The organism is Pseudomonas sp. A125 (genome assembly GCF_055409485.1).
Genome location: NZ_JBUZVP010000003.1, coordinates 158,645 through 176,809, shown reverse-complemented (window position 1 = coordinate 176,809; position 18,165 = coordinate 158,645). Strand labels below are relative to the sequence as shown.

General features: G+C 61.0%; 16 protein-coding genes. 2 read left to right on the top strand and 14 right to left on the bottom strand.

What is annotated here, in order from left to right; translation table 11 throughout:
- The first annotated feature begins 80 nt into the window (after positions 1–80).
- The gene (gene feaR, locus ACZRN6_RS05865; RefSeq protein ID WP_464007429.1) at positions 81–1,034 is read left to right on the top strand and encodes a transcriptional regulator FeaR; all 954 of its coding nucleotides are present in this window, start codon (positions 81–83) and stop codon (positions 1,032–1,034) included.
- Positions 1,035–1,118: 84 nt separating this feature from the next.
- On the opposite strand, the gene ACZRN6_RS05860 is transcribed toward feaR, so the two are convergent.
- The 8 genes from ACZRN6_RS05860 to ACZRN6_RS05825 form a co-directional block, all read right to left on the bottom strand.
- Positions 1,119–1,481 carry a hypothetical protein gene (locus ACZRN6_RS05860; protein ID WP_464007428.1) on the bottom strand — a complete coding sequence of 121 codons (363 nt, stop codon included), beginning with the start codon at positions 1,479–1,481 and terminating at the stop codon, positions 1,119–1,121.
- A 2-nt stretch (positions 1,482–1,483) separates the two neighbouring features.
- Entirely contained in the window at positions 1,484–6,268 is a 4,785-nt protein-coding gene (locus ACZRN6_RS05855; RefSeq protein ID WP_464007527.1) for an RHS repeat-associated core domain-containing protein, read from the bottom strand.
- Between the two features lie 174 nt (positions 6,269–6,442).
- A complete protein-coding gene (locus ACZRN6_RS05850; protein ID WP_322144471.1) occupies positions 6,443–7,204 on the bottom strand; it encodes an SDR family oxidoreductase in 762 nt (253 codons plus the stop codon).
- Positions 7,197–7,997 (bottom strand): SDR family NAD(P)-dependent oxidoreductase, encoded by an 801-nt coding sequence (locus ACZRN6_RS05845; protein ID WP_464007427.1) that lies wholly within the window; start codon positions 7,995–7,997, stop codon positions 7,197–7,199. The genes ACZRN6_RS05850 and ACZRN6_RS05845 overlap by 8 nt, the downstream gene beginning before the upstream one ends.
- Positions 7,990–8,811 carry a molybdenum cofactor biosynthesis F family protein gene (locus ACZRN6_RS05840; RefSeq protein ID WP_322144473.1) on the bottom strand — a complete coding sequence of 274 codons (822 nt, stop codon included), beginning with the start codon at positions 8,809–8,811 and terminating at the stop codon, positions 7,990–7,992. The genes ACZRN6_RS05845 and ACZRN6_RS05840 overlap by 8 nt, the downstream gene beginning before the upstream one ends.
- 87 nt (positions 8,812–8,898) lie before the next feature.
- Entirely contained in the window at positions 8,899–9,558 is a 660-nt protein-coding gene (locus tag ACZRN6_RS05835) for a response regulator transcription factor (protein ID WP_322144474.1), read from the bottom strand.
- Positions 9,559–9,610: 52 nt separating this feature from the next.
- Entirely contained in the window at positions 9,611–9,976 is a 366-nt protein-coding gene (locus tag ACZRN6_RS05830; protein ID WP_322144475.1) for a cupin domain-containing protein, read from the bottom strand.
- 127 nt (positions 9,977–10,103) lie between these two features.
- Positions 10,104–11,402: an NAD(P)/FAD-dependent oxidoreductase gene (locus tag ACZRN6_RS05825; RefSeq protein WP_464007426.1), complete on the bottom strand. Its 1,299-nt coding sequence runs from the start codon at positions 11,400–11,402 to the stop codon at positions 10,104–10,106.
- A gap of 195 nt (positions 11,403–11,597) precedes the next feature.
- On the opposite strand from ACZRN6_RS05825, the gene hpaR reads away from it, so the two are divergent.
- Positions 11,598–12,020, top strand: coding sequence for a homoprotocatechuate degradation operon regulator HpaR (gene hpaR, locus ACZRN6_RS05820; protein WP_010175444.1), 423 nt, complete (start codon positions 11,598–11,600; stop codon positions 12,018–12,020).
- A gap of 128 nt (positions 12,021–12,148) precedes the next feature.
- Here hpaR and hpaI read toward each other — a convergent pair whose 3' ends face one another.
- The 6 genes from hpaI to hpaE form a co-directional block, all read right to left on the bottom strand.
- Positions 12,149–12,949, bottom strand: a complete 801-nt coding sequence (hpaI, locus tag ACZRN6_RS05815; protein ID WP_322144477.1) for a 4-hydroxy-2-oxoheptanedioate aldolase — start codon at positions 12,947–12,949, stop codon at positions 12,149–12,151.
- An 18-nt stretch (positions 12,950–12,967) separates the two neighbouring features.
- On the bottom strand, positions 12,968–13,771 hold the full coding sequence (hpaH, locus tag ACZRN6_RS05810; protein ID WP_322144478.1) for a 2-oxo-hept-4-ene-1,7-dioate hydratase: 804 nt from the start codon (positions 13,769–13,771) through the stop codon (positions 12,968–12,970).
- 10 nt (positions 13,772–13,781) lie between these two features.
- On the bottom strand, positions 13,782–15,086 hold the full coding sequence (locus ACZRN6_RS05805) for an MFS transporter (protein WP_464007425.1): 1,305 nt from the start codon (positions 15,084–15,086) through the stop codon (positions 13,782–13,784).
- A 51-nt stretch (positions 15,087–15,137) separates the two neighbouring features.
- Positions 15,138–15,530 carry a 5-carboxymethyl-2-hydroxymuconate isomerase gene (locus ACZRN6_RS05800; protein ID WP_464007424.1) on the bottom strand — a complete coding sequence of 131 codons (393 nt, stop codon included), beginning with the start codon at positions 15,528–15,530 and terminating at the stop codon, positions 15,138–15,140.
- A 144-nt stretch (positions 15,531–15,674) separates the two neighbouring features.
- Positions 15,675–16,532: a 3,4-dihydroxyphenylacetate 2,3-dioxygenase gene (gene hpaD / locus ACZRN6_RS05795; protein ID WP_464007423.1), complete on the bottom strand. Its 858-nt coding sequence runs from the start codon at positions 16,530–16,532 to the stop codon at positions 15,675–15,677.
- Positions 16,533–16,702: 170 nt separating this feature from the next.
- Positions 16,703–18,163 (bottom strand): 5-carboxymethyl-2-hydroxymuconate semialdehyde dehydrogenase, encoded by a 1,461-nt coding sequence (gene hpaE, locus ACZRN6_RS05790; protein ID WP_322144482.1) that lies wholly within the window; start codon positions 18,161–18,163, stop codon positions 16,703–16,705.
- Positions 18,164–18,165: the final 2 nt, after the last annotated feature.

The window sequence follows — 18,165 nt, the reverse complement described above, 5'->3', positions numbered from 1 at the left end:
AGACACGTACTTGTTGCGCGCATATAGATAACATGTTAACTATTGCCCGACAAAAACAAAAAGCCAAGGTGGAAACAACCATGAGCATGCAACAGATTGGGCAAGACGGGCTGGACCTCTGGACCCGGGATCTGCGCGCGGTTTGCGGTCACTTCGACACAGAACTGGCCTTCAACCGTTCGCTGTTCATCGGCAACATCAGCACCTTTTCCCGCGGCGGTTTACCCCTGGCCAACCTGCGCACCAACGCCGGCCTGATCAAACGCCCCAAAGCCCGCGCCGACCACGATGACGACCAGAACTGCTTTTTGGTCAGCCAGCGCAGCGGCTACTGCCAGATCACCCAAGACGGCCAGAGCGTACAACTGGCCCCCGGCGAATTGTTACTAATGGACTCGGTGGGCTCCATCGACATCACCCCCTTCGGGCTGATCGAACACGCATCCCTGTCGTTGTCCCGCGCAGAGGTGTGCAAACAATTCGGCAGCCAGCCCAAGACCTTCGGCAAGATCTCCTCAAGCAAAGCCTGCGGACGCATGTTGCACGTGCTGATGGACCAACTGTGCAAAGACGCGCTGAACGGCGAAGGTGCGGTCGGCGAGGGGCAGGCGTTGCAGGCGGCGTTTGTCTCGCTGCTGGGGTCGGCGTTTGAGCAGGAAGATGACGAGCGGGATGATTGTGGTGGATTGCAGGGCAGTAATCTGCGCAGCTATGTGCAGAAGGTCATTGATGAATCACTGACCCAGCCCGGACTGAGCCCGGTGGGGTTGGCGAGTCGGTTGAATATCTCGGTGCGGCATTTATACCGGTTGTTTGAGGAACAGGATGACAGCGTGTGCCGGTATATCCAGCGGGCGCGGTTGAAGCGCAGTGCGGATGATCTGACCAACCCGTTTTTGCGCAGCGAGTCGATTACGTCGATTGCGTATAAGTGGGGGTTTACGGATTCGGCGCACTTTAGTCGGTCGTTCAAGAAGCAGTTTGAAGTGTCGCCGAAGGATTTTCGGGCTGGGCGGTTGCAGCAGGTGGGGTGAAGTTTTACTGGAGGTGTGCGAGAGAGGAAGGGAGTGCTTTATGAAAGTCCCCCCTTTGGTGTTGTCCGCGTTAATGGTTTCTGACTATTTAATACTTTCCGTGGCTTCTGTCTGATATCGGATCAAACACCCGAGTAAAACTCTCATAAACTGGCGCTGATCGGAAATTTCGTCATCGAAGTATGTGTCAAGTAGGTAGAATACGGAGTCGAAAGTTTCGCCAGTGCTCAGGAAGTGATCGAGTGTGTCGATATACCATTGCCGTTCTTCATTGTTATATAGGATGTATTCAGGTTTGGTAAGCTCGTCAAATAACTCCGCAAGTTGTTTGTCGTCATTGACGTCTTTGGAGACTATTATATCCTCCCGCTCAAGGTCTTTAGTGTTTTCGATATTGTAGGTGAATAGCAGGCTTCTAATGATCGAAAGTTTGGGTTTTAATTTCATTTTTAAAAGTCCGTGTAAGCGGTTTTAGGATTTCCATTTGTATCTAGTATGACGATGGCTTTCCTTTGTTGGCCGTATTCAGAGCCATCTCTCTTGTATCCTTCTCCGATGATTTTCCCCATGTCCATTGGTTCGCGAGATGTACCTATGTTTGTTCGCTTGAGTATAAGTTGCGCCCGATAAATAGCATTTAATTGATCTCGATGGCTAAGGAAATGGGTGGCGGCAGAAGGCGGTCTTGGTTGTCCAACTCTCCTTCCTCTATCGTGTATCTCAACTATCCCGGTGGTAGGATTTCTACCCGTCGTTACCCTTTCGAGTTGAGAGGCCAGCGTAGTCTGTGCGCCATGCTTTTCCAGAAAATGCGCTCCGGGTGTTGTTTGTTCAAGTTCATCAAGACGGCGGTACGCATTCGCCTCGCCAAGCTCATCAATTCGTGCGCGTCGTTCGGCCTGTGTCAGACGAGGTAAAGCAGGCTGCCCTTCGTTAACCGTAGCTTTTTCGGGCGGATCCCCAACCCCGACATCCGGTTTACAACCGTTCGCACCCGGACAGGTATTCAGCCCCAGCGGATCCACCCACCCCGTAGGGTTAGGCACGTACTGGTAGCCGTTCAGTCCACCCGCCAGTTTCACGGGATCAGGCGTCAGGTAGCGACCAACGTCCGGATTGTAGTAGCGATGGCGGTTGTAGTGCAGCCCGCTTTCCGGGTCGAAGTATTGGCCCTGGAAGCGCAGCGGGTTGGTGACGGTATTGACGTCCAGCTTCGCGATTTGGCCATAGGCGCGGTAATGCGCTGACCACACTATTTCGCCATCGGGCGCGGTGAGTTCTTGTGGCGTGCCAAGGTGGTCGAGTTGGTAGTGGAAGGGTTTTACGGCTTCCGGGCCGTAGCCTTTCAGCAGCGCTAACGGGCGAAAACTGTTGGGTTCGTAAATGTAGCTTTGGTGGTGATCGGCGCTGTGTTCGGCGATCAGGGTGTCGCCTTGCCAGAAGAACTCGGTGGTCTGGCCTTTTAGGGTTTTGGCGATTCGCCGCCCGAAGGGATCGTAGCGGTAGCTGGCGTGGGTACCGTCCGGCTGGATGACAGCAATCAGTCGGTGTTGGCAGTCGTAGCGGTACTCGGTGACCAGTTGTTGCGCGCGGCCCCGACGTTCGCGCAGGAGATTGCCGAAGGCGTCGTAGTCGTAATGGCGGTCGCCTTGCATCAACAGGCGGTTGCCTTTGATCACGCTCGGGCCGACGCGGTCTTGCATCAGCAGGTTGCCCGCCGGGTCGTGGACGAAGCGTTCCTGCCGGTCGTGCGAGTGGTTGGCGCGGGTCAGGCGGTCGAGCGGGTCGTAGTGGTAGTCGTGCTGGCCTTTACGGGTGTCGAGGATGCGGGTCAGGTTGCCGCGTTTGTCGTAGTCGTACTGGCGGCGCTGGTGGCGTTGTTCCTGTTGGGTGATGGCGTGGGCGTGCAGGCGGCCCTGGTCGTCGTAGTGGTAGTGGCTGAGGAGCTGGCCTTGCTGGCGCTGGTGTTCGCGACCGGATTTGAACAGGTGCGAGGTGAGCGGTTTGCCATTCAGCTCGACGGTGGCGAGGTCGCCACCCTTGTCGTGCAAGAAGGTGAGGCGGTTGTTATCGGGCAGGCGTAGTTTTTCGAGTTGGCCGCATTCGTCGTATCCATAACGCAGGGTGCCCCAGCCCTGGTGTTCGGCGGTGAGGCGGTCTTGCTGGTCGTATTCGTAGTGCAGCGGCCAGTGGCCGTCATCGACGCTGAGGAGATTGCCGAGGCGGTCGTAGGTGTAATCGACCATGCTGCGGTCCGGCAGAGTTTTTCGTACAAGGCGACCGGAGCTGTCTCGCTGATAACCGGTAACGAGTTGGCTGCCGTCATCACCGTATTCGGTCTTTTCCAGCAGGTGCCCGGCGAGGTCATAAACGTAGGCGGTACGGCGGCCATCAAACCCGGTTTCCTGCTGGATCAGGCCGTTGGCGTGGTACTCAAGCCGATAGGTTTCCCCAACCTCGTTTTCAATCTCGGTGAGTAACAACCGGACATTGTCGTAACGGTATTTGAGCTGGGTGCCGTCGGGATTTACCCGGAGACTGATCAGGTGCAGGCCGTCCGCATACTCATAGCGAGTTACGCGACCCAGTTCATCGCGCTCGGCGGTGATTTTTCCGTACGGGTTGTAGCTGAATTCGCGAGTGCCACCGTCGGGCTGAATCACCTTCAGCAAACGGCCCACAGCGTCCCATTGGTACTGGGTCAGTGCGCCATGCTCATCCTCGCAGGCAACCTGCCGCCCCAGGTCGTCATAGCGATAACGCCGCACACCGCCATTGGCCAGTTTTTCCTCGGTGAGCTGACCACGCTCGTTCCAGGTCAGCCGCTGGCTGCTGTTGTCCGGATACCAGACGCCGGAGAGTTTTCCGTGTTTGGTGTAGGTGTATTCGGTGTAGTTACCATCCGGATCCGTCTTGCGGGTGATATCGCCCTGGTCGTTACGCTGGTATTTCCACACCGCGTCACCACGGCGTACAACCCGTACGAACCCGTTGTCATGCTCGTAGGACGTGGGCGCATCGTCCCCGGGAAACAGTGCAATCAACCGACCGGCTTCGTCGTATTGATACGCTGTCACCGCCCCCAGCGGATCCTGCTCGACCGTCAGCCGGCCTTTTTCATCGTAGGATTTGAAGTGCTGCGCGCCGTCTGGATCAATCCGTTGCACCAGCCGTGCGCGCTGGTCGTGCACGTACACTTCCTGGCTGCCATCGGCGTTGTGCACGGTGACACTGCCGTTGTCATCCCACACATACCGCGTGTCCATCTGCGAGAAACTGGCCCAGTGCCGGACACACCTTGCAGCCTTGCCAGACCGTTCCCACTCCCAAAAGAAACTCGCCCCACCAGCCAGTTCCCGCTCCAGGATCACCTGCTGATCGTCGTACCGATAACGCTCGCTTTCGCCGACAGCATTGGTCGCCTCAATCAACCGCCAAGCGTCGTCATACTTGTAGGAAACAACGTTCTGTTCGGTAATCCAGTCCAGCTCCCGCTGCACCTGATAGTCGACCGCAACGATATGCCCGCGGTCATACCGCAGCATCAATCCATGACCAACGCCGTTATCGATCCGCTGAATGCGCCCTGAATAATCGCGGGAAATGCGCAGCCGGTTGTCGTACGCGTCACTGATCGACGTCAGCACACCGTCGCGAAAGTGGTAGAAAAGGGCCGTCTGAGCCAGCACCAACTCATCAGGCAAAGCGCCCAGATAAATCGCCGCCTCCGCCAGGCTGTTGGTGATGGCCGGTCGTGCAGCAGAGGGCAGGGGAAAGGTGGTGCTGCGGTTCTCGTGATCGGTCCACACCACCGATTCACCGCTAACCACCAACCGCTGCGCCAGCGAATGACTCCAGCCAAACCCCAGCCCGCAATCCACCTCAACCGCACTGCTGCGATACAGCCGCGTCCAGGCAAATGGCAGCACACCCTCCAACGAGCCGTCCGTGAGGGTCAGCAGTTCCTCACCGGTAACCATCGATACCGGGCAGCCATTGGTTGCGGTCTTGTCCGCACTGGCCGCTGAATCACCGCCAGGGTTTTTCGCTGAAGCCGGCGCATCATCCACAGGCTCCTGCTTCACCAGCGTCGTACGCGCTGTCTTGGGCTCCCGCACCATCGGTGCCGGATTCGAAACCTGATCTGGACCCACCTTCAACGGCACCGCCGCCGCTTTCACCGGCACTGCATGGCTCTGAAGCGCTACCGGCTTAAGCACCTCGGCATGCCCATCCATCCGAGCCGTACCGCCCAACTTGGCAATCTGCTCCAGCCATTCCCGTGCACGCTCGGACTTGACCTTGCCCAGCACCTGCGCGCCCAGCCGTACCGCCACACCCATACCGCCGGTGGCCCACAGCAACAGCAGGTTGAGCAGCACCTCGGTAGTGATTTCCCCCAGCAACTCAAGCATGTAATGCGGCGGCAGCATGCGCAGCCAACTGACCATCGCGGACAGGTAGACGAACAGCAGCGGCTCGTCGCTGAGAATCAACAATCCTTTGGCAATCGCCTCATTACTGAGCTTCAGCAGCGCCGCAAGCTCGGCCTGGGAGAGGTACTGCAGAAGCTTTTCGCTGTTGGGCTTGATGTCTGCCAACCACTGGTACAGCTGCGCAATACCGTCCCAGAGACCGTAAAGCACGTTGCCAAACCCTTGCGCGTACGCCATTTGCAGCGAGGTGTAGCGCTCGACAAAGCCGGCCTTGGAATAGCTCTCCCATATCGGCTTGAACGTGCTCGTCCACTCGCCACGCAAGCGGCCTTCCAGCGAGCTGATCTCGGACTGATAGGAGGCATACAGCGCCTTGACATGGTCCCGGGAAACGTTGGGATAAAAGCTGACCCGGTACTGCTTGTCGACGGTGCACTCGGTGACTTCGAGCATGCCGCTGGGGCCGATGGTTTTATGGAGGGGGGCGCCGAGCGGGCCACCGTCTGGTGCGATTTCCTGGAGCATCACCGGTGTATTGCCGATGGGCACGAACCGCGTGCTCTGGAACATATGCACCAGGGTTAACGGCGCGTTGGCCTTGCAGGTCGCGACGGTGCTGCTGGGATACAAGGAACGGGTGATGGGTGCGACCAGCGAAACCTCGTCGCCGACCTTGAACACCTGCTCGACGTCCAGTGCCGAAAAGCTCCAGAAGCTCTCGGCCCAGGCGTCGTAGGTGTTCAGGCAATGCGTGAAGTCGTTGAGAACCGCATCGACGTCGCGCGTCTTCGGGTCCATCGCCGCCATGACCAGAAAGCCAATGGCGGGATTCAAGAAGCAGCCCCATCGGGCAGGGCGTTAATCGAAAAAAACATCGGCGTTCCCTCGCGCTGTGTGATCAGGCGAGGGACTTTGCAGACATTCTCAGGGCGGGGGAGTAGAGGTTATCCGGCAGTTCGGTAGGATGTTTCGTTAAACCTCCGGCAAGGTCGAGCCGCCATCCACCACCAGCGTTTGCCCAGTGATGTAGCCCGCCAGGTCCGATGCCAGGAACAGCATCGCCCCGGCGATATCTGCCGGCGCACCCAGCCGTCCCAGCGGCACCCGGCTGGCAATCTGTGCGTTCAACTGGTCATCCCCCAGATTGCCCATAGCCGGGGTTGCGATCATGCCGGGTTCCACACCGTTGACTCGCACATTCAAACCGGCCAGCTCCAGCGCCGCATTGCGAATGAAGCCGTTGACCCCGGCCTTCGACGCCGCATAGTGACTCAACCCCGCAAACGCGACCCGGGGCCCGGTGACTGAAGACGTGACCAGCACGCAGCCCCGGCCCTGGCGACGAAACATCGGCAGCGCCGCCTGGGTCAGCCAGAACAACGCCGAGAGATTCACCGCCAAAGTACGCTCGAGAATCGCCGGGGTGATTTCGCCAAACGGCGTCAGCGGAAAATACCCGGCGTTATGCACCAGAATATCCAGCCGCCCCCAACGTTGTTCCAGCCCTTCAACCAGCCCGAATACCGCAGCTGCATCTGCGAGGTCCACAGCCACTGCTTCCACCTGGCAGCCGCGCCCGCATAGCGCTTGCGCAAGTGCCTGGGCCAGTTGCAGATCAGCGATCATTACCCGCGCACCTCGCAGGGCAAAGGCCTCGACAATGGCCCGCCCAATGCCCTGGGCGCCGCCGGTGACCAATACGCTGCGACCGCTGAAATCCAGATCTTCAACCATCAGAAAGCTCCATACGCGCATAGGCCAGCGTTGGCACATCGACAATGCTTGAGCCTCCGTCCGCCACCAACGTTGCCCCGGTAATAATCGACGCGTCACTGGACGCCAGGAAGCGGCACACCCTGGCGATTTCTTCAGCGCTGGCCGGCCGGCGCAACGGCACGTCGGCGCACACCCGGTCATAGGCGTGCTGCAGCGTCTCGCCATGAAAATCCATCAGCGGCTGCATTTCCTCATCCGCCATCGGTGTGCGGACCCAGCCGGGGCACACGGCGTTCACCCGAACGCCGTGCGGGCCGTAATCCCGGGCCAGTGAGCGATTGAGTCCGAGCAAGGCATGCTTGGCCGTGGTGTAGCCGCACACTTCAGGCCCGGCGCCCAGGGAGGCAATCGAGCCCATCAGCACAATATTCCCGGCGCTTTCCAGCAGCAGCGGCAAACACGCCCGGGCACTGTAAAAGGCGCTGTCGAGGTTGCTGCGCAGCGCCGCCTCCCAGGTCTGCGGGCTGGTGTCGGTGGCGCTGCCAACGCCATGCCCGCCCGCGCAGGCCAGCAGCACATCGATCCGCCCATAGCGTTGGCGAATCTGCGTGACAAAACCCTCCCACGTCTGCGGGCAGGCCGCATCACCTACCAACACGAGGCCGCCGGTGTCCCGGGCAACCTGTTCCAGCGGGTCGCGACGACGGCCGATCAGGACCAATTGCGCACCGTCGGCGGCGTACAGCCGGGCGCACGCAGCACCGATGCCCGTGCCCGCCCCGGTGATCACAATCGTGCGCGGCTCAGTCATCGGGATGCTCCGTGCGGTTGAGCACCTGGCAGTAGGAGCTGATAGGGAAGTTAGACAGCTCATCGAAGGACGCGTCGGCATAACCAAAGATCTTGCCGTCGCTGCGGTGCTGTTGCAGGTCGATCAGCACCAGGCCGAGGGTGGGGATGATTTTTTCGCGCCACACAAACAGGTACAGCTGGTCGGCGATCTTGTAGTAGTGGCAGCGGTCGGTGTCGCACAGGCCTTGCTCGACGCCCTTGAGGCATTGCCAGGCGTAGAACTGATCGTTGAGGTAGATGTGCTCGTAGACTTCGCTCGGGCTGTAGCGGTACTGGTTGCGCAAGCCGGTCAGTTCAGTGGTGGGGGCGTGGGGGCATTGGCCTGGCTGCCAGGGGCGGTCGAGGCTGCCGTGGAGGAATTGCACTTCCACGGATGTCAGCGGTTTGCCGGCCAGGGCGCGGCTGTAGAGGCCTTCGCGGGTTTGCTCGTGGGTTGGCATCCGCCCAAGTACCGCGGTGAACGAGGCGCTGGCGGTGTCGAGTACCAGGCTGACCGACCAGGCCTGGGTGCCTTCGTGCTTGATGAAGTCCACCAGGTACAGGCCGGGGCGCACCGAGGTCGCGCGGTAGGTTGCGCTGCCGCTGGAGTGACCGTCGGCGGCGATCCAGGACAGGCTGTCGCGCTCGAAGCGATGCTCGATCTGCCAGCCATTGGCGAAGTACAGCGTAAAGGCCTTGCCGCTCAGGTCGGCCAGGTTTGGCAGGATGAACGCCGCTGGGGCGAAACCGTCGGCCAGGGCGCCCACGGTGATCCAGTCAGAAGATGTGCTCATTTTTACGATGCTCCGGTAGGGGGATGAACACCACGGATCATCGCGCCCGGAAGCAGGCCCGGGTATCAACCGGATGGTTGAGGCGGGCTACAGAAACAGCGTGCTCACCAGCTCTGTGCGGCTGCTGACGCCGGTCTTGCGAAACAGGTTGATCAGGTGGGTCTTGATGGTCGGCAGGCCGATTTCAAGTTCCCGGGCCAGCTCTTTGTTACTGGCACCCTGGCGCAACAACAAGGCTATCTGGCGTTCCTTGGGCGTGAGGCAAGCCAGTGCGTCTTCAGCTGGCTGCATGTTGGCTACGGCCAGTTGCAGCAAGGTTTGCAGGGCGTTCAGTTGGGCCAGTTGCGCGCCGGTAAAGGCGCCTTGGTCAGCGGTGCGCAGCAACGAGATCCCCGCCTGGGGCCGGCCGGCACGCTGGGCCAGGATTTCCACCACATCGACCACGCCATAGCGCCGCAGGAAATCCCCATACCGCCGGGTATCCCGCGCCGGCTGGCGGGCCATGGCAAAGCCCAGCGGCACCACGGCCAACCCGCTGGACAGGCAGTTGCGCGGTTGCAACGGGTCGAACTGGCAGTAGTTGTCGAGGTAGTCGCGGTGCATCTCGCCGCTCATGCTGTGCAACTGGAAATCGCGGGCTTGCAGGTGCCGGTCGACACAATAAAACGCGGCCTGGCTGACCGGAATCAAGCGGGTGAAAGCCTGCAGGCACTGGCCGGCGACTTCATGGGCGGGGAGAGTGTGCATCGGTGGGCACCTGCGCCAAAGGGCTGCCGACGGGTGCCGGCAGCCGGGGCTATCACACTACGGCGAAGTAGTGTTTGACGAAACTTTCGCTCACCACTTCCCACAGCACCGGCGTGCCCTTGGTCACGAACCAGCTGTCGCCGGCCTTGTAGCGGGTGCTTTGGCCGGTGGATTCGTCGGTGAGTACCACTTCGCCGGTGACCACCACGGCTTGTTCGGAAAATGGATAGACCATGCGGAACTTGCCCTGGGTGATGCCGAAATAGGCGCTGCTGACCGGGTCGGTGGGGGCGCCGAAGGTCATCTTGCCGAAGGCCCGGACTTCGCCTTCGAGGATGGTCGAGCCGAGGTCGGCGACGGTGCCCCAGGCGTCGAGTTCGGATAGCTGGATGTCTTTTTTGAGGGTGACGAGGGTCATGGCAGTTGCTCCTGATGAGGGGGAATTTGGGGCAATGGGGGCGCGGGCGTCCTGGATTAACGCGCCGGCCTTGAGTTTTTCGCGAGCAAGCTCGCTCCTACAGGTGTCAGGTGTCGGGTGTTGGGTTTTAACGGCGGCCGTTCCAGTAACCGGAGAGCTGATGCCACGACTTGCCGGCGGTGAGCAGCAGCGGGCGGATCGCGTCTTTGCCGATGATGGTCGGGCGGTGGATCGAGCTGACCAGGTCGTACCGCGCCGAACCTTCGCTCATGCCCTCGGCCAGCACCTTGCAGATGATGTGGCTTGGGGTGACGCCGAAGCCCGAATAGCCCTGCACGTAGAACGCGTTGCTGCGCCCGGGCAGGGTGCCGATCTGCGGGAACAGGTTCGGGCTGCAGGCCATCGGGCCGCCCCAGGCCAGGTCGATCTTCACGTCCTTGAGGTACGGGAAAATCTTCAGCATCAGGTTGCGGTTCCAGGCTTTCAAATCGCCGGGGATGTGCTCCACCAAAGGCGTGGCGGCGCCAAACAGCAGGCGGTTTTCGTTGGTGACGCGGTAGTAGTCGATCACTGGGCGAATGTCGCTGTAAGCCCCGCGAATCGGGCTGATGCGCTTGATCAGCTCTTCGGACAACGGCTCGGTCATCATCTGGAACGCGTAGGTGTTGATGGTCGAACGGTGCAGTTCCGGCTCCAGCTTGTTGAGGAAACTGTCGCAGGCCCACAGCAGCTTGCTGGCCTTGACCGAACCGCGTCCGGTGCGCACGGTGATGCGTTCGCCGTAGCTGACTTCCAGCGCCGGGCTGTTCTCGAAAATCCGCACGCCGTGGCCGGCCAGGGCCTTGGCTTCGCCCAAAAGCAGGTTCAACGAGTGCACATGCCCGCCGCCCATGTGCAGCAGGGCGCTGCTGTAGGCGTCGGAGCCGATGATCTGCTTCACGTCGGAGCCGCCAAGAAAGCGGATCTCGTGTTGGGTGTTGATGGACTTGAAGTCTTTTTCCCAGGCGCGCAGGGTCTTTTCCTGGCGGGCGTTGAAGCCCATGTAGCCGTAGCCGTGGCAGAAGTCGGCATCGATGTCGTACTTGGCGATGCGGTTCTTGATGATGTCGGCGCCCAGGTCGCTGATCTCGAAGATCTGGCGCAGGCCGTCTTCACCCACGTCCTGCTTGATCTTTTCCAGGTCGTGGCCAATACCCGCCATGATCTGCCCACCGTTGCGCCCTGTGCCGCCAAAACCCAGGTAACGCGCTTCCAGCACGACGATGTTGGTGATGCCTTTTTCAGCGAGTTCCAGGGCGGTGTTGATCCCGGAAAAGCCGCCGCCGATGATCACCACGTCGGCTTCCACGTCCTGTTCCAGGGTCGGGAAGCTGAGGTTGTATTTCTTGGTCGCCGTGTAATAGGTCGGCGTTTCGATATTGATCATTGCGCTGCCTGACAGTGAAGAGCTAATGAGCGTATTAAGGCCGTTGGCGCGCTGGATGTCTTGATTCTGCGTGCCGGGCTTTTTGTTCCTGCGCGCCAGAGCCTTCGCCGGCCTCACAAGTTATAGCGTGAGGTGGGGAGGAGAGTGTTAGAGTTTCGTTAAAACATTAACTAAATTTATCGTGACCCTGAGCCTATGTTAAAACCCAGACAATCCTTGACCTTGACCTTGCTCCAGGCCCGTGAAGCGGCCATGAGTTTTTTCCGACCCTCGCTGAATGAGCACGGGCTGACCGAGCAGCAATGGCGGGTTATTCGAATTCTCAGCCAGCACGACGAGCTGGAGATTTACCAACTGGCGGAACTGGCGTGCATTCTCAAGCCGAGCATGACCGGTGTGCTGGTGCGCATGGAGGCGGCGGGGATGGTGCATCGGCGCAAGGCCGAGCAGGATCAGCGGCGGGTGCTGGTGACGCTGGCAGAGAAGGGCAAAGCCAGTTTTGAGTCGATGAGCCAGTGCATGGAGGAAAATTACCAGCGCTTGCAGGGGCAGTTTGGGGAGGAGAAATTGCAGGTGTTGTTGGGGTTGCTGGATGAGTTGAAAACCATCAAACGCTGACACACCACCGATCCAAATGTGGGAGCTGGCTTGCCTGCGATGCAGGCGCCTCGGTCCTTCAGGTACACCGAGGTGATGCTATCGCAGGCAAGCCAGCTCCCACAGTTGATCTCTGTTGTTTGACGGGGTTAGTACACGCCCCCGGTAGTGGCCGGTGCCGCAGTGTCTTTGAACTTCGCAGCCAACCCCTGCAACCCGCGCATCAACACCGTCGTATCCACCCCGACCGCCACAAACGCCGCCCCCAGCTCGATATACCGCCGCGCCAGTTTCTCATCCGCACTCAAGATCCCCGCCGCCTTGCCGGCTTTTTGAATCCGGACGATGGCGTCTTCAATCGCTGCCTGCACCTCGGGGTGCCCGGGATTGCCCCGATGCCCCATGGCCGCGCTCAGGTCCGCCGGGCCGATAAATACCCCGTCCACTCCGTCAACCGCGGCAATCGCATCGAGGTTGTCCAGGCCTTCACGGTTCTCGATCTGCACCAACAGGCACATCTGCGCATCGGCCTCATCCAGGTAACCGGGAATACTGTTCCAGCGCGACGCCCGCGCCAGCGCGCTGCCCACGCCCCGTACACCACCCGGTGGATAACGCATCGCCCGCACCAGTTGCCGGGCCTGTTCCGCCGTCTCCACCATCGGCACCAACAACGTCTGCACACCAATATCCAGCACCTGCTTGATCAACGCGGTATCGCCGATCACCGGGCGAATCACCGGCTGGCTGTCGTACGGCGCTACGGCCTGCAACTGGCCGAGCATGCCGCGCAGGTCATTGGGTGCGTGCTCGCCGTCGATCAGCAGCCAGTCAAACCCGGCATTCGCCGCCAGCTCGGCGCAGTAGGCATCGGCCAGGCCGAGCCACAGGCCAATCTGCGTCTGGCCGCCTTGCAGGCGTTGCTTGAAACGGTTGATGGGCATGTGCATGAAACGGTCCTCCAGTATTCAGACAAAGCGGCAGGAGATGGAGCCCAGCATGTCGTAGTCGACATGGAAGGTGTCACCCGGGTTTGCCGCCACCGGGCGAGTAAAGGAACCGCCAAGGATGATCTGGCCCGGCTGCAGGGTGACGTCGTATGGCGCCAGTTTGTTCGCCAGCCACGCCACGCCCTTGGCCGGGTGGTTGAGCACGGCGGCCGACACCCCGGACTCTTCGATCACCCCGTTGCGGTACAACACCGCCGGCACCTTGCGCAGGTCGATCTCGGTGGGGCGCACTGCACGGCCGCCCATCACCACACCGGCGTTTGCAGCGTTGTCGGAGATGGTGTCGAATACCTTGCGTGTGGCGTTGGTGTGCGGGTCAACTTGCTGGATGCGGGCGTCGATGATTTCCAGCGCCGGGATCACCCACTCGGTGGCGTCCAGCACGTCGAATATCGTGCAGTTGGGGCCCTTGAGCGGCTTGCCGAGGATAAATGCCAGCTCCACTTCCACCCTTGGCACGATGAAGCGCTCGAAGGGAATGTCGGTGCCCTCGTCGAAGAACATGTCATCGAGCAGGGCGCCGTAATCCGGCTCGGTGATGTTCGACGACACTTGCATCGCCCGGGAGGTGAGGCCGATCTTGTGCCCGACCAGCTTGCGCCCGTCCTTGATTTTCTGTGCGACCCAGGCGCGCTGGATGGCATAGGCGTCTTCGATGGTGATGTGCGGGTGCTCCAGGGAAAACTGGCGCACCTGTTCACGGGACCGCTCGGCCTGGTCGAGGCGGGCGGCGGCTTGCCGGATTTGGGCTTGATCAAGCATGACGAATTCTCTACTGGGGATTGACGATGGCAGCGTGGGTGCGCAGCACCAGCAGGCCGCCGAGGGCGATAAGCAGCGCCAGCACATACAGGGCCAGGCTCGCGCTTTGGGTGGTGTCGCGCATCCAGCCGATCAGGTACGGCGCCAGGAACGAGGCGATGCTGCCGAACGAGCTGATCAGCGCGATGCCGGCCGCCTGGGTGCTGTTGGACAGGAACGCCGGCGGCAATTGCCAGAACATCGGCAACGCAGCGCTGGCGCCCATGCCGGCCAGGATCAGGCCGCCCAGCACCAGGGTCGGGTTGGTGGGCGAGAGCCCGGCCATTGCAATGCCGACGGCAGACATCAGCAACGGCACGCACAAGTGCCAGCGGCGCTCGCGGTTGCGGTCGGAGGAGCGCCCGCAGCCGATCATGAAGAAGCACCCGGCCAGGTACGGCACCGCGCTCAACAGGCCCACCTGGCTGTCGCGGCCGATGCCGGCGCCGTGAATCAGGGTGGGCATCCAGAACGCCAGGGTGTTCACCGCCAGCATCACTGCGAAGTACACCGCCACCAGTAGCCACACCTGCGGGTCACGCACGATGCCGCCGAAGGAGGTGATGGATTTGCGCTGTTCTTCACTGCTCAGTTGCTCGCGCAGTTGTTGCTTTTGCGCAGGCGCCAGCCACTTCACGGTTTCGAAGCTGTCGGGCAGGTACTTCAGCACCACCAGGCCGAGCAGTACCACTGGGGCGCCTTCGATCAGGAACATCCACTGCCAGCCGCGCAGCCCGCCGAAATCATGGAAGTGCTCCAGGATCGCACCAGACAACGGCCCGCCGACCACACCGGCCATGGGCACGGCGATCGCAAACAGCGCGGTGACTTGCGCCCGGCGACGGGCCGGGTACCAACGGTTGAGAAACACCAAAATCCCCGGGAAGAAACCGGCCTCGGCCACCCCCAGCAAAAAGCGCAGCACGTAGAAGCCGGTGGAGCTTTCGATCCACAGCATGCTGGTAGACAGCAGGCCCCACACCACCATCAGGCAGGCGATCCAGCGCCGTGGCCCGACCCGGTCCAGGGCCATGTTGCTCGGTACGCCGAACAACGCGTAGGCGATAAAAAACAGGCCGGCCCCCAGGCCGTACACCGTGTCGCTGAAGTGCAGGTCGGTATTCATCTGCATCTTGGCGAAGCCGATGTTGATCCGGTCCAGGTGGGCAAACAGGTAACAGATCAGCAACAACGGCATCAGTCGCCAGGTGACGAGGCTGTGGGTGCGCTGATGTTCGATCAGGGTGGTGCTGTCGGCAGTATTGGCTGTGCTCATGATGTTGTTCTTTTTGGTTTGAGTGGCCATGGGCGGAAAGGCGGGCTGTGGTCAGCTCGCCTGGTTCTTCAGGAAGGCGTGCACGTTGTTCTGCTTGAAATTCAGCTCGGGGTGCAGCTCGATCATCTCGAACGACAACGCCAGCAGCCGCTGGGCTTGCAGTTCGGCGAAGTGCTCGGTGATGACCTTGAACAGCGCTTCGGCGACCGCCTTGCGGGTTTCCAGGTCCCGTCCGTGGCCGACCTTGAGGGTCATGTGGACGAAGGCGTAGTCATGCTTGCCGTCGGCCATGCGCCAGGTGTCCAGGCGCACGCCGCGACTGCGGATGCCCCCCAGGGGAAACACACCGCTGTCGCCCAGCACGGCGTGGACCTTTTCGAACAGTGCCGGCAGGTTGGCCTGCTGTTCGAGGTTGTCGGTGTATTCGGCAATGAAGTGCGGCATGTGACTATCTCCTCTTGGGGTGAGGTGCAGCGAATTCCTTGTGGGAGCTGGCTTGCCTGCGATGGCACCAACTCGGTGAGACAGATACACCGAGGTGCCTGCATCGCAGGCAAGCCAGCTCCTACAGGTGATCTTTACCAAGGCTCATAAAGGAAAAACGGCATTGATCTGCCCGGTGCCCGAGCTGCCGAACGGCTGGGTGATGATCTCGGCCGGCTTGTTGTATTCCGGCCCGCCGAGCAGTCCCAGGAGCATCGCGGTGTCGTGCATCTTGCCTTCGCCAAAGCAATGTTCGGCGTAGTCCGGCAGCATCGCGCAGAACTCTTTGAAGCGGCCTTGCTTCCACATTTCCACCACGTGCAGGTCCACCTGCTTGTCGAATTCACGGGTCCAGTTGTGGATGTTGGCTTCGGCTTCGCGGTCGTCCGAGAAACGGTGGGAGAGGGAGCCCGAGGCCAGCACCAGCACTTTGCGGTCGCTCTTCTCGATGGCCCGGCGCACGGCGGCGCCAAACGCGAAACTGTCTTGCAGGCGGTGCCAGGCGCACCACGCGGCGATCGAGATCACGTCAAACTTCTGCTCGTCGGGCACGCCCATGTGCATGTAGCGCATCGGTACCAGGGTGCCGTATTCCAGCTCCAGGCTCGGGATGTTGTGGGCCATGGTGCGCACGCCGGCCAGGTTGGCCTCGGCGGCGATCAACTCGCCCAGTTCCGGGCAGCCCGGGTACTCGTACTCCATGTTCTTGATGAAGTGCGGCAGCTCGTTGCTGGTGTAGGTGCCCTTGAAGTGCTCGCCGCAGTTGACGTGATAACCGCTGTTGACCAGCCAGTGCACGTCGAACACCACGGCGGTGTCGGCCCCCAGTTCGCGGGCGCGGCGCCCGATTTCCTTGTGCCCGGCGATGGCCGCCTCGCGGCAACCGTGGTGCTTGCCGGGCAGTTCCGACAGGTACATCGAAGGGACGTGGCAGATCTTCGCGGCCAGGACGACTTCGCCCATGATGATTCTCCTGAATAATTGTTTTTGTCTTGGAAGCGTGTTGTCAAAGATCAACTGTGGGAGCTGTCGAGCCCAGGCGAGGCTGCGATGGGATCACCGCGCTGTCACGGGCAGAGCGCAGCGCCTGCATCGCAGCCTCGCTGGAGCTCGACAGCTCCTACATGGGTCACTCAAACACCCCAGCGCGGGATGTGGTGACTGCCCATGGAAATGCACACGTTCTTGATCTCGGCGAACACTTCGAAGCTGTACTGGCCGCCTTCACGGCCAGTGCCGGAACCTTTTACGCCACCGAACGGCTGGCGCAAGTCCCGCACGTTCTGGCTGTTGATGAACACCATGCCGGCTTCGATGCCGTAGGCCAGACGATGCGCCTTGCCGATGTCCTGGGTCCAGATGTACGACGCCAGGCCGTACTCGGTATCGTTGGCCAGTTGCAGCGCTTCGGCTTCGTCCTTGAAGGGGATCAGGCACACCACCGGGCCAAAGATCTCTTCCTGGGCGATGCGCATGTTGTTATTCACATCGGCAAATACCGTCGGCTGGATAAACTGCCCGCGGCTCAAGTGCGCCGGCAGGTTGGCCGGGCGTTCCAGGCCACCGGCCAGCAGGGTGGCGCCTTCTTCGAGGCCAATCTTGATGTAGCCGGTGACCTTGTCATAGTGGGCCTGGGTGATCATCGAGCCAACCTGGGTTTTCGGGTCTTGCGGGTCGCCGACGATCAGGCGTTTGGCGCGGGCGGCAAACTCGGCGACGAACTGCGGGTACACGCTCTCCTGAATGAAGACCCGGCTGCCCGCGGTGCAACGCTCACCGTTCAACGAGAAGATGGTGAACAGCGCCGCGTCGAGGGCGCGCTCCAGGTCGGCATCCTCAAAGATCAGCACCGGCGACTTGCCGCCCAGTTCCATCGAGTACTTTTTCAACCCGGCGGTCTGCATGATCTTCTTGCCGGTGGCGGTGCCGCCGGTGAAGGAAATCGCCCGTACGTCGGGGTGGCGCACCAGTGCATCGCCGGCGGTGGCGCCGTAGCCCTGGATCACATTCAGCACGCCGTTGGGAATCCCGGCTTCGACCGCCAGGCGTCCCAGTTCGTTGGCCGTCAGCGGCGACAGCTCAGACATCTTCAGCACCGCAGTATTGCCCAGCGCCAGGCACGGCGCGGTCTTCCAGGTGGCCGTCATGAACGGCACGTTCCACGGCGACACCAACGCGCACACACCCACCGGCTGGTACAGGGTGTAGTTGAGCATCTGGTCGTCCACCGGGTAACTGTGGCCGTCCATGCGGGTGCACACTTCGGCGAAGAAATCGAAGTTGTGGGAGGCGCGTGGAATCAATACGTTTTTGGTCTGGTGGATCGGCAGGCCGGTATCGAGGGTTTCCAGTTCAGCCAGGTGCGGCACGTTCTGCTCGATCAGCTCACCGAGCTTGCGCATCAGGCGGGCCCGTTCCTTGGCCGGTGTGCCTGCCCACTTCGGAAAGGCCTCCTTGGCTGCCGCTACCGCCTGCGCCACTTCATCGGCGCCGCCGCTGGCGACTTCACCGATGGCTTCGCCGGTGGCCGGGTTGTAGTTGATAAAGGTGTCTTTGCTTTCGACCTCACGGCCGTTGATCCAGTGTTTGATCATGT

Bases quoted from the DNA above. Each gene is read 5' to 3' on its own strand.
- feaR (WP_464007429.1), top strand. From the start codon at position 81: ATGAGCATGCAACAGATTGGGCAAGACGGGCTGGACCTCTGGACCCGG.
- ACZRN6_RS05860 (WP_464007428.1), bottom strand. From the start codon at position 1,481: ATGAAATTAAAACCCAAACTTTCGATCATTAGAAGCCTGCTATTCACC.
- ACZRN6_RS05855 (WP_464007527.1), bottom strand. From the start codon at position 6,268: ATGGACCCGAAGACGCGCGACGTCGATGCGGTTCTCAACGACTTCACG.
- ACZRN6_RS05850 (WP_322144471.1), bottom strand. From the start codon at position 7,204: ATGGTTGAAGATCTGGATTTCAGCGGTCGCAGCGTATTGGTCACCGGC.
- ACZRN6_RS05845 (WP_464007427.1), bottom strand. From the start codon at position 7,997: ATGACTGAGCCGCGCACGATTGTGATCACCGGGGCGGGCACGGGCATC.
- ACZRN6_RS05840 (WP_322144473.1), bottom strand. From the start codon at position 8,811: ATGAGCACATCTTCTGACTGGATCACCGTGGGCGCCCTGGCCGACGGT.
- ACZRN6_RS05835 (WP_322144474.1), bottom strand. From the start codon at position 9,558: ATGCACACTCTCCCCGCCCATGAAGTCGCCGGCCAGTGCCTGCAGGCT.
- ACZRN6_RS05830 (WP_322144475.1), bottom strand. From the start codon at position 9,976: ATGACCCTCGTCACCCTCAAAAAAGACATCCAGCTATCCGAACTCGAC.
- ACZRN6_RS05825 (WP_464007426.1), bottom strand. From the start codon at position 11,402: ATGATCAATATCGAAACGCCGACCTATTACACGGCGACCAAGAAATAC.
- hpaR (WP_010175444.1), top strand. From the start codon at position 11,598: ATGTTAAAACCCAGACAATCCTTGACCTTGACCTTGCTCCAGGCCCGT.
- hpaI (WP_322144477.1), bottom strand. From the start codon at position 12,949: ATGCACATGCCCATCAACCGTTTCAAGCAACGCCTGCAAGGCGGCCAG.
- hpaH (WP_322144478.1), bottom strand. From the start codon at position 13,771: ATGCTTGATCAAGCCCAAATCCGGCAAGCCGCCGCCCGCCTCGACCAG.
- ACZRN6_RS05805 (WP_464007425.1), bottom strand. From the start codon at position 15,086: ATGAGCACAGCCAATACTGCCGACAGCACCACCCTGATCGAACATCAG.
- ACZRN6_RS05800 (WP_464007424.1), bottom strand. From the start codon at position 15,530: ATGCCGCACTTCATTGCCGAATACACCGACAACCTCGAACAGCAGGCC.
- hpaD (WP_464007423.1), bottom strand. From the start codon at position 16,532: ATGGGCGAAGTCGTCCTGGCCGCGAAGATCTGCCACGTCCCTTCGATG.
- hpaE (WP_322144482.1), bottom strand. From the start codon at position 18,163: ATGATCAAACACTGGATCAACGGCCGTGAGGTCGAAAGCAAAGACACC.